Annotated in this window: 22 protein-coding genes and 1 tRNA gene; 16 read left to right on the forward strand and 7 right to left on the reverse strand. The window is 35.5% G+C overall.

Annotated elements, in window-relative coordinates; translation table 11 throughout:
• The first annotated feature begins 25 nt into the window (after positions 1-25).
• Positions 26-1597: a recombinase family protein gene (locus tag ODE14_RS01860; protein ID WP_263602746.1), complete on the forward strand. Its 1572-nt coding sequence runs from the start codon at positions 26-28 to the stop codon at positions 1595-1597.
• Here ODE14_RS01860 and ODE14_RS01865 read toward each other — a convergent pair.
• Positions 1563-1636 (reverse strand) — tRNA-Arg (locus ODE14_RS01865). The genes ODE14_RS01860 and ODE14_RS01865 overlap by 35 nt on opposite strands.
• 48 nt (positions 1637-1684) lie before the next feature.
• On the opposite strand from ODE14_RS01865, the gene ODE14_RS01870 reads away from it, so the two are divergent.
• The 3 genes from ODE14_RS01870 to ODE14_RS01880 are packed head-to-tail and all read left to right on the forward strand — an operon-like array spanning position 1685 to position 5461.
• The gene (locus ODE14_RS01870; protein WP_263602747.1) at positions 1685-2731 is read left to right on the forward strand and encodes an ABC transporter substrate-binding protein; all 1047 of its coding nucleotides are present in this window, start codon (positions 1685-1687) and stop codon (positions 2729-2731) included.
• A 41-nt stretch (positions 2732-2772) separates the two neighbouring features.
• Entirely contained in the window at positions 2773-3417 is a 645-nt protein-coding gene (gene mtgA, locus ODE14_RS01875; RefSeq protein ID WP_263602748.1) for a monofunctional biosynthetic peptidoglycan transglycosylase, read from the forward strand.
• A 13-nt stretch (positions 3418-3430) separates the two neighbouring features.
• The gene (locus ODE14_RS01880; RefSeq protein WP_248393960.1) at positions 3431-5461 is read left to right on the forward strand and encodes a site-specific recombinase; all 2031 of its coding nucleotides are present in this window, start codon (positions 3431-3433) and stop codon (positions 5459-5461) included.
• On the opposite strand, the gene ODE14_RS01885 is transcribed toward ODE14_RS01880, so the two are convergent.
• Genes ODE14_RS01885 through ODE14_RS01895 form a run of 3 tightly spaced genes read right to left on the reverse strand, consistent with a single transcriptional unit; the run spans position 5439 to position 7600 of the window.
• The gene (locus tag ODE14_RS01885; RefSeq protein WP_248393959.1) at positions 5439-5735 is read right to left on the reverse strand and encodes a hypothetical protein; all 297 of its coding nucleotides are present in this window, start codon (positions 5733-5735) and stop codon (positions 5439-5441) included. The two genes, ODE14_RS01880 and ODE14_RS01885, sit on opposite strands and share 23 nt — an antisense overlap.
• Positions 5736-5761: 26 nt before the next feature.
• A complete protein-coding gene (gene recF / locus ODE14_RS01890) occupies positions 5762-6841 on the reverse strand; it encodes a DNA replication/repair protein RecF (protein WP_263602749.1) in 1080 nt (359 codons plus the stop codon).
• Positions 6842-6844: 3 nt separating this feature from the next.
• Entirely contained in the window at positions 6845-7600 is a 756-nt protein-coding gene (locus ODE14_RS01895) for a hypothetical protein (protein ID WP_263602750.1), read from the reverse strand.
• Positions 7601-7618: 18 nt separating this feature from the next.
• On the opposite strand from ODE14_RS01895, the gene ODE14_RS01900 reads away from it, so the two are divergent.
• Positions 7619-13522 carry an alpha-2-macroglobulin family protein gene (locus tag ODE14_RS01900; protein ID WP_263602751.1) on the forward strand — a complete coding sequence of 1968 codons (5904 nt, stop codon included), beginning with the start codon at positions 7619-7621 and terminating at the stop codon, positions 13520-13522.
• Positions 13523-13604: 82 nt separating this feature from the next.
• Here the strand turns inward: ODE14_RS01900 and ODE14_RS01905 are convergent, their stop codons facing one another.
• Entirely contained in the window at positions 13605-15401 is a 1797-nt protein-coding gene (locus ODE14_RS01905) for a T9SS type A sorting domain-containing protein (RefSeq protein ID WP_263602752.1), read from the reverse strand.
• A 408-nt stretch (positions 15402-15809) separates the two neighbouring features.
• On the opposite strand from ODE14_RS01905, the gene ODE14_RS01910 reads away from it, so the two are divergent.
• The 10 genes from ODE14_RS01910 to ODE14_RS01955 all read left to right on the forward strand — a co-directional run bounded on the left by ODE14_RS01910 (position 15810) and on the right by ODE14_RS01955 (position 22321).
• The gene (locus ODE14_RS01910) at positions 15810-16265 is read left to right on the forward strand and encodes a DinB family protein (protein ID WP_248393953.1); all 456 of its coding nucleotides are present in this window, start codon (positions 15810-15812) and stop codon (positions 16263-16265) included.
• Positions 16266-16285: 20 nt separating this feature from the next.
• Entirely contained in the window at positions 16286-16759 is a 474-nt protein-coding gene (locus ODE14_RS01915; RefSeq protein WP_263602753.1) for a hypothetical protein, read from the forward strand.
• Between the two features lie 35 nt (positions 16760-16794).
• Positions 16795-17166: a VOC family protein gene (locus ODE14_RS01920; protein WP_263602754.1), complete on the forward strand. Its 372-nt coding sequence runs from the start codon at positions 16795-16797 to the stop codon at positions 17164-17166.
• 18 nt (positions 17167-17184) lie between these two features.
• Positions 17185-17634: a VOC family protein gene (locus tag ODE14_RS01925; protein WP_263602755.1), complete on the forward strand. Its 450-nt coding sequence runs from the start codon at positions 17185-17187 to the stop codon at positions 17632-17634.
• A 150-nt stretch (positions 17635-17784) separates the two neighbouring features.
• A complete protein-coding gene (locus ODE14_RS01930) occupies positions 17785-18459 on the forward strand; it encodes a DUF2490 domain-containing protein (protein ID WP_263602756.1) in 675 nt (224 codons plus the stop codon).
• A 166-nt stretch (positions 18460-18625) separates the two neighbouring features.
• The gene (locus ODE14_RS01935; protein WP_263602757.1) at positions 18626-19051 is read left to right on the forward strand and encodes an SRPBCC family protein; all 426 of its coding nucleotides are present in this window, start codon (positions 18626-18628) and stop codon (positions 19049-19051) included.
• Between the two features lie 96 nt (positions 19052-19147).
• The gene (locus ODE14_RS01940) at positions 19148-20170 is read left to right on the forward strand and encodes a glutaminyl-peptide cyclotransferase (RefSeq protein ID WP_248393941.1); all 1023 of its coding nucleotides are present in this window, start codon (positions 19148-19150) and stop codon (positions 20168-20170) included.
• Between the two features lie 165 nt (positions 20171-20335).
• Positions 20336-21241 (forward strand): hypothetical protein, encoded by a 906-nt coding sequence (locus ODE14_RS01945; protein WP_263602758.1) that lies wholly within the window; start codon positions 20336-20338, stop codon positions 21239-21241.
• A gap of 33 nt (positions 21242-21274) precedes the next feature.
• Entirely contained in the window at positions 21275-21889 is a 615-nt protein-coding gene (locus tag ODE14_RS01950; RefSeq protein ID WP_248393939.1) for a deoxynucleoside kinase, read from the forward strand.
• 81 nt (positions 21890-21970) lie between these two features.
• Complete coding sequence (locus ODE14_RS01955) at positions 21971-22321, forward strand: ArsC/Spx/MgsR family protein (protein ID WP_263602759.1); 351 nt, start codon at positions 21971-21973, stop codon at positions 22319-22321.
• Between the two features lie 33 nt (positions 22322-22354).
• Here the strand turns inward: ODE14_RS01955 and ODE14_RS01960 are convergent, their stop codons facing one another.
• Entirely contained in the window at positions 22355-22660 is a 306-nt protein-coding gene (locus tag ODE14_RS01960; protein ID WP_263602760.1) for a DUF493 domain-containing protein, read from the reverse strand.
• 40 nt (positions 22661-22700) lie between these two features.
• Positions 22701-23378, reverse strand: coding sequence for a DUF4197 domain-containing protein (locus ODE14_RS01965; protein ID WP_263602761.1), 678 nt, complete (start codon positions 23376-23378; stop codon positions 22701-22703).
• A 430-nt stretch (positions 23379-23808) separates the two neighbouring features.
• On the opposite strand from ODE14_RS01965, the gene ODE14_RS01970 reads away from it, so the two are divergent.
• The gene (locus ODE14_RS01970) at positions 23809-26625 is read left to right on the forward strand and encodes a SusC/RagA family TonB-linked outer membrane protein (RefSeq protein WP_263602762.1); all 2817 of its coding nucleotides are present in this window, start codon (positions 23809-23811) and stop codon (positions 26623-26625) included.
• Positions 26626-26635: the final 10 nt, after the last annotated feature.

Below are 26635 nucleotides of genomic sequence, written 5' to 3' on the forward strand. Positions count from 1 at the left end.
TTTCCAATTTTAAATTTTTTCCATTATGGCTATTGCTGATTTGTATATAAGGGTTTCCACGGATGAACAGGCGGATAAAGGGTATTCACAAAGAGATCAAGAGGAGAGGCTGCGCAGTCATTGCTTTCGAACCGGATTAACAATTGGTAAGGTGATTTTTGAAGATCATTCAGCAAAGTCTTTTGAACGTCCTGAATGGAAAAAATATATGCTTGAATTTAGCCGGAGGAAGGCAGAGAAAGAAGGACGGTTACTGCTTTTTACGAAATGGGACAGATTTAGTAGAAATACAAGTGACGCATATCAGATGATCGGTCATCTTAAAAAGAAAAATATCACTCCTCAAGCCATTGAGCAATCTTTAGATTTGAGTATTCCTGAAAATAAGGTGTTGTTAGCAATTTATTTATCCACACCTGAAGTTGAAAACGATCGAAGAGCCTTGAATGTAACAAATGGGATGAGAAGAGCAATAAAGGAAGGTAGGATGATGGGAATTGCTCCTTATGGCTATATTAATAAATGCACAGAAGATGGAAGGAAATATGTTGCCATAAAGGAGCCGGAAGCTTCTAATATAATATGGGCATTTAAACAAGTGGCCAAAGGCCATTTACCTACAGCTATAGTGCGTGTTGAAATGAATAAACGTGATGGGAGGAATATTTCTTTAAATGCTTTTATGGAAGCCTTAAAGAATGTAGCTTATTGTGGGAAGCTATTATTACGTGCTAATGGAAAAGAAGAGGAGAAAATAGTGGAGGGAAAACACGAGCCGTTAATATCAGAAGAGCTCTTTATGAAGGTCCAAAATGTTTTACGGCGAAAAGGGACCAAGGACCTGAGGTTGCCAGGAGGAAAAGCAATTAATGATGAAAGATACCCTTTGCGAGGAATTTTGCTCTGTCCTAAATGTGGAAACAATCTTACTGCGAGCGGTTCGAAAGGAAGAAAAAAGCATTACTACTATTATCATTGCAGTTCTGCCTGTGGATTTAGACATAATTCTGATTTAGTTAATGAACTATTTGAAAGTGAACTTTCAAAATATGAGTTCCAGCCTGGTATTAGAAAAATTTTAAATACGATAATTCTACATAATTTCAAAAGTGTTTCATTAACGATAAAAGATGAAAGATCTACTATTACAAATAGAATAAACGCTCTAAATGAAAGAATCTCAAAAGCAAGAGATATGTTTTTATCTGATAAAATTGATGAGGATGATTTTAGAGACATTAAGAATAGGTATAAGAGTGAACTGGACGAATTAAAAGAAAAGTTAGGTTTGATAAAGAAAAGCCCAGAGAGTGAAATTGAAACAAAACTTTCTTTGGCATTAGATGCTGTAACAAATGTAGCAGATCGTTATAGAAATGCCAATTTGATTGATAAACGCGCGATTGTTGGTTCGATATTTCCTGAAAAGTTAACTTTTGACGGAACTAGTTTTCGAACCGCTAAAATGAATAGTTTTGCTAAAAGTATTTTCTTGATTAAGAAGGAATTAGGTGGAAAAAAAAGAGGGGATCAAAATTTGAAAAATCTTAATCCCCGTCTTGTGACCTCGACAGGATTCAAACCTGTAACCTTCTGAGCCGTAATCAGATGCGCTATTCAGTTGCGCCACGAGGCCATTGTTTAATGGTTTGCAAATATAACACTTTTTTGCTTTCTTTGAAAGATGAAACCAAGAATTTTACTATTAATCGCGTTTTTAACGCTAACGGCTTGTAAAAGAGAACAAAAAAAATCTACTTCAGAACCTGTTTTAATTTCAAACAACGTTCAGTATACCGAAGAAAACGGAATTTTGAATATCCAGTCGGGAAAGTTTAGCTATAATTTTAAAGAAAATCAGCTTCCATTCAAAAAAATCATATTGCTGAATGCAAGTATGGCCGGATACATGACCGAACTGGGAGCTGAAAATATGATAATCGGCGTTGCAAGCCCGGAGTATATTTATTCCGAAAATATTCAAAAATTAGTAAGAGAAGGTAAAATTCAAAACGTCGGAAATGAACAGAAATATGATGTGGAAAAAATCATTTCTTTAAAACCCGATGCTATTTTTACCAATCATATTGCAAGTTTCGACAATACCTATAAACTTTTGAAAGATAATGGAATTCAGGTTGTATTTTTAGATGAATATCTTGAGCAGAATCCGCTTGAAAAAACGGCCTATATTAAACTTTTCGGGAAACTTTTCGGGAAAAGTGACACAGCAATGGCTAAATATGATGAAATTATTAAAAACTATCAGGATCTAAAGCAGCTGGCTGCTAAAGCTAAAGAAAGACCTACTATTCTTGCGAACGAAATGTATGGCGACATCTGGTATCTTCCCGGCGGAAATACATCACTGGCACATTTTATTTCAGACGCCAATGCCAATTATATTTTGAAAAATAATACGGAAGAAAAAGCAGTTACAATGAGCTTTGAAGAAGTTTTTGCAAAAGCAGGTCAGGTTCAGTATTGGATCAACGCCGGAAATCATCCTTCGAAAAAAGAAATGCTGACAATGAACCCTGTTTACAGCAAATTGCCTGTTTTTAATAAAGGGAAAGTGTATGTAATTACCGGAAAAGAAAAAGCCAAAGCCAATGATTTTTTCGAAAGCGGCGTGGTAAGATCAGATCTTGTGTTAAAAGATTATATTAAAATTTTCCATCCTGAACTTTTGCCGGGTTATCAGCTTACCTACATGAAAGAATTGCAATAACTCGGACTATTTGCTTATTTTTGACTTTTCATTTTTAAATTATGTGGAAAACGATTAAACGCATCATATTCATCATTCTTATTCTGAACGTAGTATTTATTGTTTGGGGAAGATTTTTTAATCCGCCTATAACGATTACGCAAATAGGAGGGGTATTAAAATATGGAAAATTGAACAGGGACTATGTTTCGTATGAGGAAATGGGAAACAATGTAAAAAAAGCAGTTATCGCTTCCGAAGACCAGAAATTCTTTTCACATAACGGTTTCGATTACACTGCCATTGAAAAGGCGATGAAGCACAATGAAAAAGGTAAAAAAATCAGGGGAGGAAGCACCATTTCCCAGCAGACAGCAAAAAATATATTTTTGTGGCAGGGAAGAAGCTGGTTCAGAAAGGGGCTTGAAGCTGTTTATACTTTTATTATCGAAAAAGTGTGGAGCAAAGACATTATCCTCGAAAGATACCTCAACTCCATCGAAATGGGACAGGGCGTTTTCGGAGTTGAAGCCGCCTCAAAGTATTATTTCGGGAAATCTTCAAAAGACCTTACTGTATCCGAAGCAGCTTGGATAGCAGCCGTTTTGCCCAATCCTAAAAAATATGATCCTAAAAATCCTTCAGCCTATTTAAGAAAGAAACATAATTGGATCATGAGACAAATGAGGAATGTGAGTTTGAAATAGTATCTTTGTACTAATGAAACTCTTTAAATCCGGTAACAATTTCGAGTCTGTTCTTAAAAAATATTTTTCCTTTAAGAATGAGACAGCTTCTCTTGAACCCTTTTCAGAATTTCTGGAAAGTGCTAAAAGTGCGGATTTTACAGATGTGATTAATTTCCTGAGAAATAATCCGCCAGTCGCAGAAAATTTTAAAAAGTATATTCATAATATTTTCAGGGATAAAACCTTTAATCTGTCTTTAACAGAAGCGAATATTCTTTCTGAAAACGCTTTCGTTCCTGAACTTAAGAAAAGAATTCTTAATAAGATTCTGCCCCCCGTCGTCAATGAACAGACGATTTGGTACATGATCGACAATGTAAGTTTTACACCGAAAAAAGATATTGAATTTCTTCAGAATCTGCCGGAGAATGAGATTGATGAATTCTTTAAAATTTTAGGATTATCGGATTTTATCATAAAGCCACAAGTAAAAAAAGAGTTGCTTTTCTCAATGAACATACTTTCGTGGCGCGTTACCGGCTCGGCAATGGAAGTTGAGGTAGTAAGGATGGCGCCTCAATATCGTAATTTTGATAATCCTTTTCTTGCTTTACAGAATGAGCTTGAGGAGCTTGCTGCAGAATTTGAGAAAGATCCGGAACTGCAGCTGCATTCTAAAGACAGCCGCTATAAGCAGATAAAAATTTACATCGAACAATGTCTCGAATTTGTAAATATTTCATTTAAAAACTCATCTAAATACGGAATTTCCGGGAAAATCAACCAGTCTCTGCTGAAAATCCGCCAGCAGGTTCAGAGAATTTATGAAACGGTACAGCTGTTGGTAATTGATGATGAAAAAGATATTTTAATCAATTCAAAGCAATTGGTATTTAATATTTTAAGTTATAAATCACACAGGAATAATATTTCAGAGCTTATTAATGACAGCACAAGGCTGATTTCGCATCTCATTACCAATCATACGGCTGAAACCGGAGCACACTATATTACATCCACACGCAAAGAATATATGACGATGTTCTATAAAGCCAGCGGCGGCGGAATTATCGTAGGAGCACTTTGTGTTTTGAAAATGCTGTACGGCTATGTTCCGGGAAGTGATTTTTCACACGCATTCCTGTATTCCATGAACTATGCCATGGGCTTTGTGATGATTTACCTGATGGGCTTTACGCTGGCAACAAAGCAGCCTGCGATGACGGCCGCCACCATGACGAAAGTTCTGTCTGAAGAAGGGAATATAAAAACAGACAGCAAAGAATTTGCCCACCTGGTCTCAAAGCTGTTCCGAAGCCAGTTTATTGCTTTTGTAGGAAATGTTCTTTTATCTTTCCCTGTCGCATTGATTATTATCTATGGCCTCGACGTTTTTTTCTCACAGAATCTTGCCGTTGAAAGGTCTGATAAACTCCTCAAAGATCTTGATCCTTTTAAATCCAAAGCGGTACTGCATGCATGTATTGCAGGATTTTACCTTTTTATTTCGGGCATTATATCTGGAAATATCGGCAACAATTCCGTGTTTTATCAGATACCGGAGAGAATATCAAAAAACCTTTCCATCAGAAGATTATTCGGAAAGAACTTTGCAAAAGGCTTATCAAAATATTATGCTAAAAACTGGCCGGGTATTGTATCGAATTTCTGGTTCGGGGTATTTCTCGGAGCGACGGCTCCGGTAGGATTGTTTTTAGGTCTTGACCTGGATATCAGGCATATTACTTTTGCAGCGGGAAATTTTGCACTGGGTCTTTACGGAAAAGATTTCACTATAGATTCTTATACATTCTGCATCTCACTATTTACCGTTTTCCTGATCGGTTTTTTCAATTTTGCGGTCAGCTTTAGTTTATCTATGTTTCTGGCATTCCGATCAAGAAAGCTTAATTTCGGACAGGTAAGTGAAATCTATAAAGGGATTTTCAGATATTTTCTGAAAAATCCGTTGAGGTTTTTTATCCCGCTGCGCTCCGGACTTGATAAAAGAACGGATGATCTTATGAACAGCAGGATTACTACGAAATCTGAAGATCATTAAATTTCTCAGCACCAAACTTATCCTGGAATTTCTTCAGATAAAAACTTTTACGCATCTGAAAATCGTTTTTCAATAGCGGTGAATGGATTTTGATAATCACGGTTTTGTCTTCAATGTTTACACTTTTAATTTCCCGGAAAAGGCTTTCATCAAGATATTCCTCTAAGAAATCCTTGATCTCAAAGGCAATCAGTTTATCTTCAAAACCATAGATCCTTGCGAAAGATTTCACAAGGTCGGATGACTGGTATTCCCGTTTTTTATTTTTCTTCATGATAAAATTCTGTTACATCAAACGGATTATAATTCGAAAATAATACTTTCCTCATTAATTTTTTTAACCACATTTTCTGTACGTTCCCGATGGGTATCTGTAATAAAAATCTGCCCGAAATTCTCCTGATTTACCAGCTCAATCAGCTGAGAAACCCTGTTGTCATCAAGTTTATCAAAAATATCATCCAGCAGCAGAATCGGCGTTTTTTTAGTAAGTTCTTTTACAAGGCTCATCTGTGCCAGCTTTAAGGAAATAAGGAAAGATTTTTGCTGTCCCTGTGAACCGATTTTTTTAATTAAAACAGAATCCATTTCGAACAGAAGATCATCTTTATGAATGCCTTTTGAAGTATAGGTAAGCATTCTGTCACGCTCCAGGCTTTCTTTTAACAGGTCTTCGAAAGAGTTTTCCAAAAGATGGGATTCATAAATTACCGAAACATGTTCCATGCCTCCGGAAATAATCTGATAAAAACTCTGAACGATAGGATTCAGCTTTTCAACAAAATCCCTGCGTTTTATGAAAATCTTGGTTCCGGTTCTGGTAATGGGATCATCATAGATTTCCAGGGAATCTTTGTCCCAGATTCTGTTTTTAGCAAAATATTTTAATAGTGCATTTCTTTGCTGAATGGCTTTCTGATATTGGATGAGATCAAACAGATATTCGGAATCGGTCTGTGAAATCATAGAATCCAGAAACTTCCTTCTGCTTTCTCCGGAATCTGAAATCAGGTTGGAGTCGTAGGGGGAAATCATAACGCTGGGCAGATAGCCGATATGATCCGCGAGCCGGTCATAGCTTTTGTCATTCTTTTTGATGATCTTCTTGGCTTCTTTCGGCTGAGAAATTTTAATGACATCTTCACTGTCTTCATTCATAATTTCTGCATCAATTGTGAAAAAATCTTCCTCATGCCTGATATTATTGAGATCAGTGTTTCCCAGGAAACTTTTTCCTACTGAAAGATAGTGGAGCGCATCCAGGATATTGGTTTTTCCTACACCGTTATTTCCCACAAAACAGTTGATCTGCGGTGAAAACTCAAATCTTTTTTCAGAATGGTTCTTAAAATTATACAGCGAAAGTTTCTTGATAATCATTCTTCAAAAATACTTCATTATTACTGAAAATAAAAAAGGAAGTGCAGAGCACGTTTCCACTCCGAAAGAAAAATAGACATCATCTCTTTCGTTCTCAGAGAAATAAATAAAAATATACGTAATAATACCCGAAAGAAAAAAAGAAACCGAATAATTGAAAGTAAGATATTGTGAAGCAAGCATCATGCTTAGAAATACTAAGATATAAGCAATGTATTTGGTATTCTGAACACCGATAAGTGCAGGAAAAGTCTTTACTGTGTCCACTTTCATATCACGGATATCAAACGGAAGTACCAATGCGGTGATGAAAAAAAAACTGATCATGAATATAGGAATATTAAATTCCGGCAAGGTAAGCCAGCAGTTCACCAGCGCCCAGACCAGACCGACATAAAATACTTTCAGCAACGGGATTTTCCGGATGTAAAGATCAAGAAAAAAACTATTGTAGAGGAGTCCCAGAAAAACAATGATGCCCCATTTTATCAGGCGTATTTCATTATGATTATAAATAATTAAAAGAGCGCAAATCATCCCGGCGACAATATTCAGAATCAGTATTTTAAAGAAATGTTTTGTTTTCTGGTACTTGGTGTAAAGATATCCGCTGAAATAGGTGATAAAAATCAGGAAAACAGTAGGATAACGGAATGTGTTTTGCTCCTCCATGAAGAATACTGCAAAAAGGGTCCCCATTAAAGAAACATACAATTGGCTGTCTATAACGGATTTTTTCAGTATTTTTAAGAAATTCATTTATCAAAAATAACATATATGAAAAGATTTTCCAAGATTTTTATGCTTTTGCTGCTTCTGCTGAATTTTTCGGTGGTTTTTGCTCAGAAATATTATGATGAGCAATGGAAAAATGTAGCTGCAAATTCTCAGAAAGGAGCTTATAAATCAAATCTTCCCATCATTTCAGAAATACAAAAACAAGCGATGAAAGACTATAATATCGTACAGCTAATTCAGTCTTTAAAGGCGGAATTCATCATAATTAACCGAATTCAGGATGATGAAAAAAACAATACGGCAAGTCAGTTTTTCAAAAAACTTACGGATGTAGAAAAACAGCTGAAAGGTGATGACAAAGTACTATTTGAGGTTTTACTGAATAGTTTTTTTCTTGATTATTATAATGAGCATTCCTGGGAAATAAGACAACGCACCAATATCAATTCGCAGGATCTGTCACAAATAGAAACCTGGAGCAGGCTTGATTTTAAAAATTATTTAAATAAAAGCTATCAGACGCTTGACCTGCAAAAAGAAAAAATGAAAAAAATTGCTTTGAAAAAGTTTGAAAACACATTTTCAAATGGCGATTATATTACTTATTTTCCAACATTATGGGACTGGTATCTTATCCAGGAAAATATTTTTTTTGCCAACAATGATTTTTTTACTAAAAATGAGCTCGAAGAAAACCGCATTAAGATTAATACAAACTTTGATGAATTAATCACTCAGAATACCGGCAATTCCAAACTGTATTTTATGCACCAAAAATTGCAGCAAAACTGTAATTTCAATCAGTGCAAAGACAGGCTGGTTCAGCTTCGTAATCTTCTGAAATCCGATGCAGAAGGCGATTATAAAGTCCTGATCATGGAGGATATCATGAATCAGCTGATTTCTGATAAAAAGCAAAAGGAAGCGCTGGAAATAGCCGCTCAGGCCAAAAAACAATATCCGAAATCTCCTTTCATCGGTAATATAAAAAATATAGAAAATCAGATTTTAAATCCGTTTTTGAATATAAAATACGAACAGCAGACTCAAAGCAATAAACCGATTCACTTTGTTGCAGAATATAAAAATGTGAGTTCTTTTTCCATCAACATTTATGAGGTGAAAGAGGATCTGACCTCATTTCTAAAATATGCCAAAAATCCTTATGCCAATACGTTCAGCAGTGTTAAAAAGAATCTTATTAGAAAAGAGGCATATCAGCTGAATGATCTAAAAGATTACCAAAATCACAAAACATCTCTGGAAATAAAGTCTCTTCCGTCCGGAATTTATCTTGCGGAATACACTGTTGACGGGATCAGCGCCAAAGATGCCGAAGCTGAAAAAGATTTTTATTTTCTGGTCTCAGACAACAGAGTTATTTACCAGTCAAAGACCGACAGAAATCAGTTGGAGAATGAATTAAAATTGGTTAACAGCGAAAACGGACAGCCTGTTGCTAATGAAAGTCTTACGTTTTATGAATTTGTTTCAAATAAAAACGTCAATACGATACAAGGTAAAACCGACGGTAAAGGTGTTTTTACATTTCCAACAACAACCAATAAAGATTATTACAAAACTTTCCTCATCTCAGAATCGAAAACAAATAATTTTCAGATGATGGATGTGTATGGAAACCGAGCATCCGTTGTAGATCGAAACAATGAAACGAAACCCACCAAGGCCCAGATTTTTATGGATAGGGCCATCTACAGACCCGGTCAAACAGTTTATTTTAAAGTGATTAATACCAGTCTTGATAAAGAGAAAGAGTCCGTTACTTCAGGGCTACAGCAAAAAATAACATTAACGGATGCAAACGGGCAGGAAGTTTCTTCGCAGACATTCACTACCAATGAATTCGGTTCTTATCACGGAAGTTTTATGTTGCCGAAAGGTAAATTAAACGGAGTTTTCTATTTAAAGACCGATACCAATGAAGGGTATAAAGATTTCAGCGTTGAAGAATATAAACGACCGAAGTTTGAAGTAACCTTTGATCCCGTAAAAGACGAATACAAATACGGACAAACCATTGAGCTGAAAGGGAAAGCCATGATGTTTTCCGGAGTTGCTTTAAGCAATACAATGGTACAGTACGAAATTAAAAAACACAATATCCGCTGGAGGTATTTTTCCTGGTATCCGCAGGATGATGATAATGAAAATTCTGTTTTGGGAGAAGCAAAAACCAATGAAAAAGGAGAATTTATCATTAAGCTTGATCTTAAAAAAGATGAAAATGTAGAAGGTATACAGATTGATAACTATGAAATCAATGCTTCCGTTACGGATATCAACGGGGAAACACAGAGTGCGGATACACAGTTGAAAGTTGCGTCAGTTTCCCATTATATACAGGCTGAGGAAATTAAAGATGTATTCTCTGATGAAAATATAAAGCTGAAAGTTGAAACCAAAAATTATAATGAACAGAACCTTAAAAAATCGTATCAGGTAAAATTATCAAAGCTGCAGGCTCCGGACAGGATTTTCAGGGACAATTTTACATCTGAAGTTCAGGATATGCCGAAATACTCAAAAGCAGAATTCATCAGCAAATTTCCTCATGATCTTTATGATAAAAATGATGAAAAGAAAAACTGGAAAACAGCTTCTGTTATTCTTAATGATGTAAAAAGAAATGAAGAATCGCTTGATCTTGGAAAACTGGAAGCGGGAGATTATCAGCTCGAATTATACAATATCGAAGGTAAAGACACGATAAAAACGACTCAGAATTTCAGTGTCTGGGATAAAAAATCTTTAAAGCCGAATCAAAAAACCTTCCTTACGGTTCTACAGCCTAAAAAAGAATTTTTAAGAGGCGAAAAAGCGGTTTTTACTGTTTATTCTTCAGTGCCTGAAGCCTGGCTGAATATTTTCGTTCAGGACGGTTCTGGAAAAACAGTTTCAGAAGTTCGGCAATTTAAAAACGGAATGGTAGAATATGCAGCAGGCATTCCGAAAGATAAAAATATTCAGACGTTGAATGTGCAGTTTCAGGTGGTAGCTTTTAATGATGTTCAGACAGAATCTGTCAATCTTGCCATAAAAGATGCTGAGCAGCCTTTAAGAATTGAAACCGTTACTTTCAGAGATAAAATTCAGCCGAATTCAAAAGAAAAATGGTCGGTAAAAGTGTCTGGAAATGAAAAAGAGAAATTCAATGCCGAGGTTCTAGCCAATATGTACGATATGTCTCTGGATAAATTTGTGATCCATAGATTCAACTGGTACAGTTTATATACGCCGGTTTCCATTGTTACTTCTTATGACATCAGAAAATACCTTAATCAGCAATATTATCAGAAAAGATTAGAATATATGGCGGAAAAACAAGTGGGTGTTCCTGCTTTTAATTGGTTTGATAGAGACTACTTTAACGGATCTCCGCGAGCAGCATCAGGAGTGGTAGTACGTGGTGTTGCCAGTCCGGCTCCAATGGCATCAAAAAGGGACAAAATGCAAATCTCAAATATGAGAATTAGTGATGAGGCTATCGATATAATTAATTCAGGAAGACAATTATCGGAAATAGAGAAAAAAGAATTAATGGATGTTGATTATGACGGAGTTCTTGATAAAGACGACAAACCCCTGGAAAATATTCCGGTTCGCCAGAATCTTAATGAAACTGCTTTCTTTTATCCTGATTTAAAAACAGATTCCGAAGGAAACGTAAGCTTCGAGTTTACCTCTCCGGAAGCGTTGACGAAATGGAAGTTAATGTTCCTGGCTCACACAAAAGATGCAAAGGCGGCAACTTTGGAAAAAGAAGTCATAACCCAAAAAGAATTTTCGGTAACACCCAATTATCCACGATTTTTAAGAGTAGGTGACGAATTAAATTTACAATCAAAACTGTCGAATTTAACGAATAAAAAATTAAACGGTTCGGCAAGCTTACAAATCCTGGATGCTATCACCAATGAAGATATTTCATCTCAATTCGGATTACATTCAAGTGCCAAGAATTTTGATTTAAATGAAAACGAAAATTCAGCGTTAACATGGAACATAAAAGTTCCGGAGAATGTTTCTTCGATTATTTTGAAAGTGGTAGCTAAAGCCGGTCAGTTTTCCGATGGCGAACAAAAAGCGGTGGCTGTTTTACCCAACAGAATGCTGGTGACAGATGCGGTTCCGATTTTCGTAAAAGAAGGTGAAACCAAAACATTTACATTGGAAAATCTTAAAAATACAACTTCAACATCAATTTCCAATGTTTTCAATACGCTGGAATTAACGACCAATCCGATCTGGGAAATCATGTTTGCGCTTCCAAGCCTTAAAAATGACCCGAATAATTCTGCCGATGTGATCTTCAATAAATGGTTTGCGGATGTTCTGGCTTCAGAAATTTTCAGGGCTAATCCGAAGATGAAAACTGTTTTTGAAGAATATCAGAATAAAGGATTATTAAACTCCAATCTGGAGAAAAACCAGGAATTAAAACAATTGTTACTGGAAGAAACGCCGTGGGTTTTGGAAAGTAAAAATGAAGAAGAGCAAATGGCTAAACTGGCAGTGTTGTTTGATGTAAATTCAATGAAAAATTCAATTAATCAGGATTGGGATGATCTCAGAAAACTGCAGAATCCTGATGGCGGATTCTCCTGGTATCAGGGATATCCGAGTTCCTATTCCACATCATTGTATATCCTGAAAAACTTAGGAAAAATTAATATATGGCTGAAAGATCATGTAAGTGATTATCAAAGTTCCGAACAAAATGATTTGGTTAAAAAACTCATTCAGTATGTAGATAACGAGATTGCTAAATATGGTACTTCGGCTTCGCTTAAATCAAATAAAGAAAATATCCTTAACAACTGGACGCTGGAGTATCTTGATACCCGGAATTACTGGGAAAAACAATATCCTTTAACAGGAAAAAGCGAGACAATAAAATCACTGGTAAAACAAAAAGCAAAAACAGCAAAAATCACGGATTTCACATTTTTCGGATTGCATCGTACTGCTTTACTGATGAATGATTTCGGTTTGAAAGATGTTTCGGATAAACTGATGAACTATTTAAAAGAAACTTCCGTAGACTCAAAAGCTCAGGGCGTTTACTGGAAACAGAATCTTGACAACTGGGGTTGGTTCAGTTCCAAAGTGGTCAACCATGCCGGAGCGTTGGAAGCATTTAATACATTAAAGCCGAACGATCAGAAATTTATTGAAGATTTGAAAATCTGGCTGATCACACAGAAAGAAGTGAATTCATGGGGAAGCTCGAGAGCAACTTCGGAAGTAATTTTCACGATCCTAAATTCAGGAAAATCATGGACTTCTGCTGAAAGTGATAAAGCAACCATTATTTGGGATGGAAAAGAACTGAAGCCGGAAACCCAGGCAACCGGTTATGTGAAATCTACAATAAAAACGGATGTTCTCAATAAAAATCTTGCTGAGGTTACCATTACCAAGCCGGGACCGGGAATCGTTCAGGGAGGTTTATTCTGGCAATATTATGAAGATCTGGACAAAATCAAATCTTCAGAAAATTATCTGTCGGTAACAAAAGAATTGTACAGAAAAATCAAAACAGTCAACGGTGAAGAATTACAGAAAATAGCGCCGGAAACTCCGTTGAAAGTAGGAGATAAAGTTACGGTAAGAATGATTTTAAATACAGACCGTGCGATGGAATTTATTCATATCAAAGACATGCGGGCAGCTGGTTTTGAACCTTTGGATGTACTATCCGGATACCAGTGGAAAAATAATTTAGGCTATTATCAATCCACAAAAGATGCTTCCACGAATTTCTATATTCAGTATATGCCGAAAGGAAAATATGTATTTGAATATGATTATGTAGCGAACGCTTCCGGAAAATTCTCAAACGGAATTACCACGATCCAGAATTATTATGCCCCGCAGATGAATGCGCATACAAAAGGAAGCAACGTCAATATTTCGGAATAAGTAAGCTTTAGACCGTGACATAAAAACTCCGCAAATCAAAAGATATGCGGAGTTTTATTATTTTTAAAGTCTATATGAAAAGTTAGCTGACAGTCATCTTAAATGTTTTTAATGATTTTTGATGAGCAGAAATTTCAATAATATAATTTCCTTTTTCAAGTAAGTTTTGCATTTCAAAATATTGAGAATTTTCATTGTTCAATTTTCTTGTGATGATCATTCTTCCGGACATATCATAAATTTTCATGATGCAATCTGTTTTTGCAAGAACTTTTCCGCGGAGTGTGAAATTACCATTATTAGGATTGTTGAATAAAACGAGATCTGATGAAACTTCATTTTCAGATGTTGACAGATTTTTGTTGTCGAATCTTGCAATAAAGCAGGTAAGATCATTGGTATTGGCCGGATTAGGCAGCTGCATCCATGAGCCTTCCATGCTGTAACCATTGTTCGAATTTGTGCTTCCGTACAGATAGAGGGTATTATTATTAAAAGCTACGTTAATAGGTACAATCATTTGTGCAAGAATGGTAGACCCTCCATAATAAGAGCTCCATACTAGATTTCCTGAAGAATTGAATTTTGCAAAATAAAAGTTATAGTAATTGGCGGCATTTATTTCGGGTGTTTCCTGGTAAGCTCCCGGCGTTGCAATATTATTCCCTATGCCATATGTATTTCCAGTAATATAGATGTCATTTCCGTTTACCGCAATCACCTTATCGAATTCATTCATATCTTCCGCTGAAGATCCGAAATAAGTACTCCATTCCCGATCTCCAGACAAAGAAAATTTGGAGAGAAAGATATCCGAGCCTCCGGTCACATACTGCTTGTAGCTTGATGGGGTTCCAAAGAAGCTCGTGCCGTCATAATTATAATCTGTTCCGGCAATATAAACTCCTGTTTCATTGACATCCAGATCTACAAGAATTCCCAAACCTGTAGATGGGGCAGGTCCGTAATATGTTCCCCATTGCCTTGTTCCGTTTATCGCATTCATTTTTGTAATAGAGCTTGATGCAGGAGAAGTCTGAAATGCTCCCGCAGTAGCCATTGTATTCAGTGCAGGATTGGTGTTTGATCCGGAAATCATATAGAGAGAACCATTGTAATACTTCATAGCCGGTGCCATGCCGGAAGGCATGTAGGTTCCCCATATTCTTTGTCCGTTGGGAGAGAGTTTCAGCAAATAACCATTTGCAGCAAATTGTCCGTTGGGAGTAGGTATAAAATCATAGTCTTCCTGCAATACACCCGGTGTAGATAAGTTGGTGCTTAAGGTGGTTGTACTGTAAATATACAGATTATCCGCCTCGTCAATTTCAATATTAATATCCGTTTGGGTTGAAGGCAGATAGCTCGCCCAGAGAAGTGTTCCGGAAGGGGAATATTTTGCCAGGATAATTTTGGCAGGTGAAGAAGGTTGCGGATCGGTACTTAAATATACTCCTGCTGTTGGCTGAATGGCCGGAGAAACAGCGTATGAAATATAATATCGGTTGTCCTGGTGATCGATTTTTTCTAAAAGTGTTGAAAACTGATTATTGGGATATCCATAATACGAGAGCATTCCCGAAGGTGTAATTTGGGTTTCAAAAAGATGTATGCCCGGCTGAGTGATATATGAATTTCCATTGCCTACTAAAAACTGATTGAAATATGCAGGTCCGTAATTGGAAGAATTCCATATATTGCCTCTTAAATGCATATTCCTTTGAGAATCGAACAGAATTCCTTTGTTAATATATACCCCTGCGATCTGACCGCCGGTTGCTCCAAAATAGGTCCCCCAGGTTCTTGCATATTCAAAATTATTTTGAGAAAAAAACTGGCTGGAAAACAGCGTAAAAAGTAAGAATGTATAAATTTTCATATCATAGTTATTAGCCTATATGGCGTTTACATTTAAAAAGGGATTATCCTTCAGTCTGATTCATTATAATTTTACCATCAAATTACAATAGAGTCAATGGAAAGGCTGAATAATAATCAAAACACAATGATTGAATAATATATTGATATTAATTGTGGATGAAAATATGAAAATTTATTGATATTTTATTCAACATTTTGTGACAAAATAATATTATTAGGGTTTTATTGATGTAAAATTTAATTTAAATTAAATTTTTTCTAATATTTATGATGAAATGTAAATATCAATCTTTTAAAACATGTTATAGTTTTATTTTGGATAAGTAATTTGTTGCATGCTTTTTAATATTTCATGAAAACTGATCAGAAAAAAACTAATATATTTGTTTTTTAACATTACTAAACTATGGAAAACATTTTTGATGTAAAAGTTGTTCAGAATTACATTGACAGGATCAACACGCTTACTCCTGAAACACAGCCGTTATGGGGTAAAATGTCGGTAGACCAGATGCTGGCTCATTGTAATGTTTCTTATGAAATGGTCTACGAACCGGAAAAACACAGAAAGCCGGGATCTATTGCGAAATTTATTTTAAAAACATTCGTGAAATCCAAAGTTGTAGGTGAAAAAGGATATCCCAAAAACAGCCCTACAGCTCCTCAGTTTATCATTGCCGACAGGAAAAATTTCGAAGAGGAAAAGAAAAGACTGATCGGTTTTATCCAGAAAACACAGCAGCTGGGAGAAACAGCTTTCGACGGTAAAGAATCCTTCTCATTCGGTAAACTAAAGGCCCGGGAATGGAATAATATGTTTGCCAAACATCTGAATCATCACCTGGCGCAATTCGGAGTATAATTTAAATTAAAATAAAACACATGAAAAAAATATTACTATTTCTCGTTCTCATTTCAAATGTTCTGTTCTCACAAATGCCCGATATCTCCAATGTCTGGTTAAATAATGGTAAAACTTACACAGGAACAATCGGCAGCAAAGATCAGCAGATCAAACTTAAAATTGAGATCTCCGAACAGGACCGGAAAAATGATCAGGAATATTTTGTTTCGGGTTATACGATGGTGGATAAGAATTATACCAAATTTGAAGGTAAATTTAAAATCAAAAAATACAGAGATTCCGGTAAAAAAGGAACTGTATATGGCGAATATGAACTTGCCGAAGAATACAAAGGAAAGCATTCCGGGATGTTCAGAGGAAAATTTGTATACACGTTTCGGTGGAATAAAAACAGCGAAAAAGTTGAACAACAATATATAGAGCTTACCGGTGACTGGAAAAGCTATGACGGGACTCTGGATTTTAAAACCCGCATACAGAACAGTCAGTAATTTAACTTAAATAAGATAATTCTTAAAAACAAAATATGAAATTAGGAGCTTTTTCAATCAGTTTAAGTGTAAAAGATCTTCAGAAGTCTAGAGATTTTTACGAAAAGTTAGGATTCAGCCAGATGGGCGGAAATATGGATCATAATTATCTTATTATGAAAAACGGAGACCACATCATCGGTCTTTTTCAGGCGATGTTTGATGGTAACATGCTTACGTTTAATCCGGGATGGGATCAGAATGCCCAAAATATTGATCGTTTTGATGATGTCCGCGATATTCAGAAACAACTAAAGGAAAAAGGTGTGGTGCTGGAAAAAGAGGCCGATGAAAATACCTCCGGACCGGAACATATTTACCTGAAAGATCCCGACGGAAACATGATCCTCATCGATCAGCACAGATAAACTAAAAAATATATTATTATGGCTACAGTAAATGTTTATTTAACATTCAACGGAAACTGCATGCAGGCTTTCGACTTTTATAAATCCGTTTTCGGGGGAGAGTTTCCCTATGTAGGAACTTTTGGCGAGATGCCTCCAATGGAAGGTAAGGAAACTCCTGAAGAAGATAAAAATAAAATTATGCATATCAGCCTTCCGATTTCCCGGGAGACGATACTTATGGGAAGCGATACGGCCGGAGAATGGGCTTCAAATCATAAGGAAGGAAACAATTTTTCGATTTCCATCAATGCAGAATCCAGGGAAGAAGCAGATAAACTGTTCAACGGACTTTCTGAAGACGGAAAAGTGACCATGCCGATGTCTGATACTTTCTGGGGGGCGTATTTCGGAATGTTTACCGATAAATTCGGAATCAACTGGATGGTAAATTATGACGATCCTGCCAAAACACAGCAGCATCCGTAAAGAGTAAAGAAGACCGGCATTAGTGCCGGTTTTTTTATTTTAAATTAAAACCAGACATAAATCATTTTTATAAACTGATTATTTTGCTTATTATTGATAAATGATATTAAACTTCAAATTTTAATAGATTTTAGTAATAAACAATAAAGAATGAAAATTTTAAGATTATTTGCGGCAGGACTCCTTATGTTTGGTATTTCTTCAATTCATGCACAAAAAAGCGATCTCGGCGCATGGTATATGTATTTTGGAAATAATAAAATCAGCAAAAAATTAAACTGGCATAATGAAATTCAGTACAGGAATTTCGATGCAGGCGAAGATCTCGAGCAGCTTCTGATCCGTACGGGAATCGGATATGACCTTACTGAAAACAACAACAATATTTTATTAGGGTACGGATTTATTCTAAGTCAGCCTTATACGAACGGTGAAAAAACTGAAAATATTGAGCACCGCATCTTCCAGCAGTATATCACGAAGCAAAAATTCGGAAGATTTTACCTTCAGCACCGTTATCGTCTGGAAGAACGGTTTCTTGAAGATGATTTCAGGATGAGGTTCCGGTATTTTTTAGGATTTAATATTCCCATCAACAACAAAGAGCTTGTCCCGAAAACTTTTTATGCATCTGCATACAACGAAATATTTCTGCATTTCAACAGTCCGGTTTTCGACAGGAACAGGGTTTACGGAGCATTAGGATATGTTATTAATAAAAATATGAGAATTGAAGCGGGATATATGAATCAGATTCAGGAGAACAGGAATCGCGGGCAAATTCAGATCGGGTTTTATAACAATATTCCTTTCACAAAGAATTAACAGGGAGTTTTTATAATTAATTTTTACCAACCTTCATCTGTCTGTTTACGGCTAATGAAATTCTTTTAGCATTCTTTTTGAAAAAAACATTACATTTAATAATGAATAGAATGAAGAAAAGATGACAATGTCAGAAAAGTTGCATTAAAAATCAATAAACAAATATATGAGCCATCCGATCATTGTAGAACAGAAAGTGAATGCGCCTGCAGAAAAGGTTTGGAAAGCATTAACGGACATAGATGAAATGAAAATATGGTATTTTGATATCCCTGATTTTATCCCTGAAACAGGAACCGTTTTTAATTTTTATGAACCGGGAGACGAAAGAAAATATCATCATCAGGCAGAAATTCTGGAAGTTATCCCGGAAAAAAAACTGAAACACACCTGGTTTTATCCCGAATTTTCAGACCAGAAAACCACGGTAACCTGGGAGCTTTATCCAGAGGGGCTGCAGACTGTCATCAGACTGATTCATGAAAATATTAATGCTTTTCATAATCTCGGCGAAAATTTTTCCGAAAAAGCTTTCACGGAAGGCTGGACACAAATCACAGAAGAAAGCCTGAAACGGTATCTTGAAAGTTAATCTTCATGCTTAATATATTACAATTTGGTGAACCTGATAAGTAAATTAGCAGGGTGCCATAAATTTTGCTAATTTTGAAAAAATTTTTAGAAATCAATGAAGAAAAATATTATAGCCGGTCTTGCGGCAATCTTATTGTTGTCAGCCTGCAAAGATGATCGAAAAGTTCTGGATGCATTGGCAGATTATAACAACTCTATGGAGCAGAAAGGATACCACTTCGGGGAAAAACTTATCCTGCCGAATGAAGTTACCGATGAAGCGGAAAGTATATCCATCAGTTTTGGGGATAAAGAAACCTCCAGTTTGACAATTGATCCGAAATTTTTTACACTGGGCGATAATCCGGTTACCTTTAATATCAAAACCAAAAGCGGTGAAACGCTTACCCAGGATGCAACCATAAATGTTTTTGCTAAAAATCCGGAGGAAAAAATGTCTTATGAAATCGTGGCAGAATATCCTCATGATCCAAAGAATTTTGTTCAGGGCTTCCAGGTTGAGGGAAACACTGTCTATGAAAGTGACGGACAAAACGGCTCTTCCCAGATATTAAAATACACATTGGGAACCACAACACCACTTGCTTCAACAAAACAGCCGCAGGAAGATTTTTCTGAAGGAAGTACTATTGTAGGAGATAAGGTCTATCAGCTTACATGGCAGAGTAAGAAAGGATATATTTACGATAAAAGCTCCCTGAAGTTATTATCAGAATTCGCCTATCCTAATGTGCTGGGTGAAGGTTGGGGACTTACTTACGATGGGAAAAATCTTATTGCATCAGACGGAAGCAAACTTCTTTACTTTCTTGATCCTGCCAATCCTTCAAAACTGGTAAAGTATATCGCAGTAGCAGGAAGCGCACAAGCATACGATCAGCTGAACGAACTGGAATTTCACAACGGATTTATTTACGCTAATGTCTGGCAGAAACCTATTGTTTTAAAAATTAATCCTCAGAATGGAGAAGTTGTAGGAACATTTGATTTTACGGATATTGCAAAACAAAATACCAAAGGAAGTGATGATGTACTCAATGGTATCGCTTTTAAAGGAGAAAATATGCTCGTAACAGGGAAAAACTGGCCGAAAATTTATGAAGTTGCTGTTAAATAGGTAATGATTATATTTAAAATTCTGATAAGCTTTAAATTTTAAATAAAATAAATAGTAAATTGGTAGTGTTCCTTTGGAGCGCTACTTCAGTAAAATAATTTGAGAATATTATATTTGATATTGGTGTTCGTCTTCTGCTCTTTTTCAGCGCAGAAATCCTTGCCTTTGGATACGCTGAAACTGAAGGAAGCTAAAGATATGCTTGCTGATGATTACGGAAACCTCTATGTCTACAAAAACAAAGATTTCAGTCTCACCAAATATGATTCGCTGGGAAAACAGATAGGGCAGATGATGCTTACGGTGCCCTTCAAAGTTCAGAGCGTACAGAATCCGCTGAGTGTGCCACTTTTCTCGGAAAATGCGCAGGAACTTAAATTTGTTGACCAGAATATGAATGAGATCCAGCGCGTGGATTTTAAACAAAAATTCGGGTTTATAAAAATGGCCTATGCGGAAGACCTTCAGCAGCTCTGGCTGTTGGATGAAAGTACCAAAAGGCTCATCCAGTACAATTTCAGAAACGAAACCATTATTAATTCTTATCCTTTTGATGCGAGTTTCGATGATCTTATGGATCTTCTGGTGTATGAGAATAAGATTTACATATTAACAAAACAGGCTTTTCGGGTATATACTTTTAAGTTTGAAAAAATCTTTGAAGCACCGGTAGAAAATGGGAAACGTTTCAGAAGGGAAAATGAAAATATTTTAGTGATTACCAATAATGCTATTTTAAAATACATTCAGGAAAAAGAAATTGTTAAAATTTTTCAGGATCCCGAAGCGCGGATTGTGGATAAAAATACCCTTTCTTATTTTGAAATCAAGACCAACAAACTTTATCTTTACAGCCTCGAAAAAGAGGTTCAGCCGCAGCAGGAACCGGAAGAGAAGCAGAGAGAACCGGAGCAGGAGGTAAAGCAGCCTGAAGAGAAGCCGGCAGAATCCGGAAGCCCGGAAGAAAAGCTGGAGAAAAAAACTCAGGAAATTGAAGATAAAAATCCTTCCGAAAGCTCTTTGCAAAAGTTGATAGAGGATATCTCAACGCTGGAATCAGGCGGCAATTAGTCGGTAAAAAATCAAAAATATTAAGGAGAAAATATGCATATTGCAGTTACAGGAAATATCGGAGCAGGCAAAACTACTTTAACCACCATGCTTTCTAAACATTACGGATGGGATGCCCAATTTGAAGATGTAGATCACAATCCATACCTTGAAGATTTCTATGCAGACATGAGCAAGTGGAGTTTTGCGCTGCAGATCTATTTTTTAGGTAGCCGTTTTCAGCAGGTGAAAGAAATAAGGGAAAGCGGGAAAAATATCATTCAGGATCGAACGATTTATGAAGATGCCCATATTTTTGCAGAAAACCTGAATGATATGAATTTGCTTTCAGACAGGGATTTTAATAATTATTCATCTTTATTTAATCTGATGAAATCATTTGTTTCTGCGCCCGATCTTTTAATTTACCTAAAGTCTGATGTGCCTAATCTGGTAAAAAAGATTTATAAAAGAGGAAGAGAGTACGAAGCATCAATCAGCATAGAATATCTTTCCAAGCTCAACCAGAAATACGAAAAGTGGATCTCAAATTATACGGAAGGAAAACTGCTTGTCATTGAAGTAGATGATCTTGATTTCGTAGAAAAGCCGGAAGATTTTGGTTTTATCCTTGAAAAAATTGAGGCGGAGCTTTATGGCTTGTTTTAGAAAGATTTATTAAATTAAGATAGTTCTGGTAGTATTCTTGCTACATTTATTGTAATCAGAATATATTTAAAATCATTAAAAATGTTAGTGAAAGTCTTACACAACGGAAATTGTTCAAAATCCAATGCGGTTTTGGAGTATCTTGATGAAAATGGGGTTCCGTTTGAAATCATTAATATTGTTGAGGAACCGTTGACCGTGCAGGAAATTAAAACCGTTCTTAAAAAGCTCAATCAAAATGTTTTTCATATCATCAGAAAAAATGAAAAGCTGTATCTTGAAAAATATGCCGGGAAAGACCTTTCAGAAGAAGAATGGATAAAGGTTTTATCCGAAAACCCTTCTCTCATTCAGAGACCTATTCTGATTAAAGGTTCTGTAGCTATGCTGGGTAGGCCTGTTGAAAATGTAAAATACTTTATAGACAAATAACTAAAAAGTCAGCTTTTTGAGCTGACTTTAATTTTATAGTAGAATAACGCCTTTTATCTTGGCTACTTCCTTATAAATAGTGACTACCTGATTGGCATCCAATACAAATGCATTGATGTTGCAGGCTGTATATTTTCCGTTTTTACTTTCCCTGTTTCCCAAAGTAAATTTAATCCCGTCAAAAACCCGGTAAATTTCGGTAAGTTTTGCCTGATCGGTCGGAATAATAAATTTGAATAAATAATCTTCCGGAAAATCATGATGATCTTCCAGTTTTGTCCTTAATGAATTGTAAAAATCATCCGGACTTGCATGTTGATTTCCTTGTAAAATATCCATCTCCAGTTGTAAATAATATATAAATATAACGAAAATTTTTCTACTTTCCAAGTGGGCCTAAAAGCGATCTGGAATTCTGAATCTCGTAATCTTCAATAATGTTAAACAGACCGTTCACCAGTTGCTCAGAAGCCATCTGACTCAGTCCGCCGGAATTTACCGTAGTTTTACTTCCTCCAAGCAGGCCATTCAGAAGATTACTTCCTGATAAAGCTGTATTGATGCTTCTTGTAATGCCATATTGGTTCAGCTGCTCTTCAACTTTCGGCGTAATTGCGGCGATAAGCTGTTGTGATGTCTTTTCCTTCAGGATAAGTGTGGCTGTCCCTTTTTCTCCCTGGATGATTCTTGTAACATCCTGAGCATTAAGACTGTTTACGGCATTTACAAGAATAGGTTTTGAAATATTTACGGTATAGACGGCTGCGTCTGCAATATATTCTCTCTCTTTAGCTACCAGTGAAGGTGCTACTTTTTCAAGCATAGAATTGATTTCCCGCAGCTGTTTAGGAAGAGCCTTGTCTACCATGTTATTTTGCAGAAAAGCGTCTCTGTTGCTGTAGATGTTGACTCCTTTATCTATTCCGTTCAGAAGTAATCTTTTAATAACCGACAAACCGAGATCTGACGTTGCCAATGTAGTGCAAGACTGCACTGATGTATTGATGACAGCTCCAGTACCTATAATAAAGGCAGCAGCGATGATGTATTTTTTCATTGTAATGATTAAAAATAAATATATTCTCAAATAATAAACCAAATTTAATTACAAATATTGTTTTAACAAATTTTATAATAGTGAATATTGAGAATGTTAAAAAATTAGTATGAGGATAAAATATTTTTGATTTGAACTAAATATTAAAAATAAATATTTTTTGTTAAAAACAGATCTTGTGATTAAGTATAATAGCTATTTTAAACTAAAATTTGAATATCTTTTTTAAAATGGAAATATTATCTCTATTTTATACAAATTGATGATTTAACTAAAGTATAAAAACATTAAGTAAAATTAACATTGTTCAAGATATTTTTATAATTTTGACTAATGTCTTTTTGTGAGAATATGCGATATTTTCATGATAAGCAGGAAAAAATCAGGCATTTTTTCCATCACTATGATTGTACGAATAAAAAATAACTATATGAAACAACGTGATTTAAAGTATTCATGTCTCATTGCTGTTTTATACTTCGGTATGAATGTCAATGCACAAACCACACCAAATGATACTGTTGCGAAAGAACAGAAGATTGAGGAAGTGGTGATGATTGGATATGGTAGTAGAAAGAAAGTTGACAATACTGCAGCAATTAGCTCTATTAGCGCGGAAGAAGTCAGCAAAACAAAAGTGTTAAATCCAACTCAGGCTATTCAAGGTAAAGCTGCTGGTGTTCAGGTTTCTGCATCGGATTTGCCCGGTTCAACACCTTCAATTGTTATTAGGGGTTTAGGAACAGCACTTGGTGGAAGAGAACCACTTTATGTGGTAGATGGAATGATGGTTGGTGGTATTTCTAATATCAATACTAATGATATTCTTACTTACGACGTTCTAAAAGATGCATCAGCTTTAGCAATTTACGGTAATAGAGGAGCAAATGGAGTTGTAATCATTACTACAAAGAGTGGTAGAGGTAAAGGTATTTCTGTAGAATATGATGGATTTATAGGAGTAAGAACACCTCTTAAAAAGGTGAAAATGGCTGGTAGTAATCTGTTTTCTTACTATACTAATACAGCGTTAGGAACTACGAAATTTTCTCAGGATCAACCTGTAAATACAGATTGGTTTGATGAAATAACAAGAGTAGGTATATACAATCAACATAATGTTTCAGTTTCAGGTTCTTCAGAAAATGCAAAGTATTTCTTCAGTGCAAGTAATTATGATGAAAAATCAATTCTTAAAGGTACAGATTATAACAGAACTACAGTAAGAACCAACAATGAGTTTAAAATAGCCAAAGGTGTAACGCTTACTCAGACGTTAAGTGTTGCTTTTTTTAATGTCACTCCAAAACCATTAAGTGCTTTTACTGCTGCTTATAAGCAATCGCCTATAGTTCCTGTTTATTTTGGAACGGGGCAGTATGGTGTTTCTTTTGTAGGAGCAGATGGTTTTGCTTCAACAACAGGTTCTTCATTTAATAATGTTGGTAATCCGGTTGCACAATTAAATTTCAATAATCAAAGAAATAATGATTTTCAGTTACAAGGGAGTGCAAAATTAGATGTAGATATATTTAAAGGACTTAAGTATACAGGACAGTTTTCAGGACAGTATAATAACGCAAAAAGCTATAACTATACTCCAACCAGACAGATTTGGCTAGCTAATGACCCTACAAGAACTTTAGCCCAATATAATCCATCTGATCCAATCAATACTTTAACAAATAATAGATCAAATGATTTTAATTATGCAATCACAAACTATTTAACATATAATAGAAAGTTTGGAGTTCATGATATTGAGGCTACGGTAGGTACTGAACTTACAGTCTTTACTGGAGCAGAATCTGTAGCTTATACAAGAAATAATGTCTTAGAAAACAGTAATTACTGGAATCTTGACGGGACTAATTATGCAGGTAATAATTTGGCTACATTAAACTCAGTAAAAGCAAATGATGCTAGAACATTATCTTATTTCGGAAGAGCTCAATATAAGTTAATGAATAAATATTTATTGACAGCAACTATAAGAAGAGACGGTTCTTCTCAATTTACAAAAGATAACAGATGGGGAACATTCCCTTCTTTTGGTGCTGGTTGGGTTGTATCTGAAGAAGATTTCTTGAAAGATGTTTCTTTCTTAAATCTATTAAAGTTGAGAGGTGGCTGGGGTAAATTAGGAAACCAAAATGTACCACTTAACTTCTTGCCTTTCGCAACAGGTCAAAATTACAATTATTACTTCAATGGAGTTGCGAATAATGGAGGAACAACATTGGTAAGATATTTTGATCCGAATTTATCTTGGGAAATAGTTAAAGGTAGCAATATTGGGCTAGATTTTGAGATGTTGGATAGAAGATTAACAGGGACAATTGATTTATATAAAAAGGTTACTGATAATCTAATTCTCCAGGCTACACCTATTAGTACTACAGGTTTGGAAGAAGCAGGTTATTCTCATTTAGGTCAAGTTACAAATAAAGGTATTGAGATATCTTTAGGTTGGGGAGATAGAATTGGTCAGGATTTTTCTTACTCAATCAATGCAAATTATTCATTTAATAAAAATACTTTAGATAAGCTTGGTGATGAAAATGTAAATGACATCAATGGTGGGAGCTTAGGAAATGGACAGTGGACAAAACTTTTATCAGAAAAAACACTAGGGCAGTCTCTGGGAAGCTTTTATTTATGGGAAGTAGCTGGATATGATGCTAATGGAAATTTTATTTACGTGGATACTGATGGAGATGGTAAAAGCGGTGCGGCAGATGCAGATGACAGAAAATTCTTCGGATCTTATATTCCTAAATCTACTTTAGGTATTAATATCAATCTAAAATATAAAAATGTAGATTTATCAGTAAATGGTTATGGAGCATTTGGCTTTAAAGTTTATAATGGTAAAAAGGCACAAAGGTTTTCCGGAGAAAATATAGAGTACAATGTTGCAAATGATTTTTGGACTCCAAATAATACTTCAGCTGAAAACCCGGCTCCATTTAATTCAGTTCCGATCGCATCTAATTATTATTTAGAGTCTGGAGATTTTTTCAGAGTAAATAATATCACTTTAGGATATAATATTGATACAAAATTAAAATCAATTAAAACAATACGTTTATATGTAAATGCAATTAATCCTTTTATAAGCCAAAAATTCTCAGGATTTACTTCTGAATTACCAGGAGATAATAATCCATACGGAAGTGCAGGTATTGAATTAGATGCATATCCAACTGTGAGATCATTTGTATTTGGGGTTAATGTAAAATTTTAAATTGTAAGTC

Source organism: Chryseobacterium sp. PET-29 (genome assembly GCF_025736815.1).
Classification (GTDB): Bacteria; Bacteroidota; Bacteroidia; order Flavobacteriales; family Weeksellaceae; genus Chryseobacterium; species Chryseobacterium nepalense.